The 606-nt window shown below is 46.0% G+C and carries 1 protein-coding gene; it reads right to left on the minus strand.

The genetic code is table 11. The features are described from left to right. A partial coding sequence (locus R7Q09_RS26845) for an ImpA family metalloprotease (RefSeq protein ID WP_318144035.1) occupies positions 1-606 on the minus strand: 606 nt, incomplete at both ends.

A 606-nucleotide genomic window follows, 5' to 3' on the forward strand; every position in this document is an offset into this window, starting at 1 on the left:
TGCAAATCACCGTGACCTAAAGGACTGAAGGCCCAATAAGCATCGTACGGGTTACCAGAGCAGCCATAGCCACAAGTGGCTTGGTCAGCATTCATGTGCTTAACCATATCAATATTGGCAATTTCCCAGCCTTGGTTTTGAGCGTATTGAATAATTTCAGGTACTTCGTCTATACCCGGCCCTTGGAAACCAGCCAGAACATGCGGGTAGTTATGAACATATTCTTCCGTTGCAAGCGCCATTTCTGCAGGGGTAGACCACATTTCATCGTTGACCGACTCTAACATCTTGTCACGCTTTGAGTGCACTTCAAACCCAGGAGTGATCAGCTCGGCCCAATCAAACAAATTGGCTTCTAGCTGCTGAATAAAGGTGTCGTTGTCCTTCTCACTTCTCCATACAGGATGCTGTGCCACATGGTTAAATCTCAGTTCAACCGGAACATCATTTTTGTCAAAGTGAACCTGTACTGGGCCGCCATAAGGAGAAGTCAGCGTGATGGTTTCACCCGCTTTAACTTCGTAAGCAAATGAAGTCAGCAGTTTAGGTCGAGTATAACCGTCTTTACTGAACTCATGAGTCGCTCCACTTCTTAAGCTATTGATG

The organism is Vibrio sp. 2130-1, assembly GCF_033339515.1.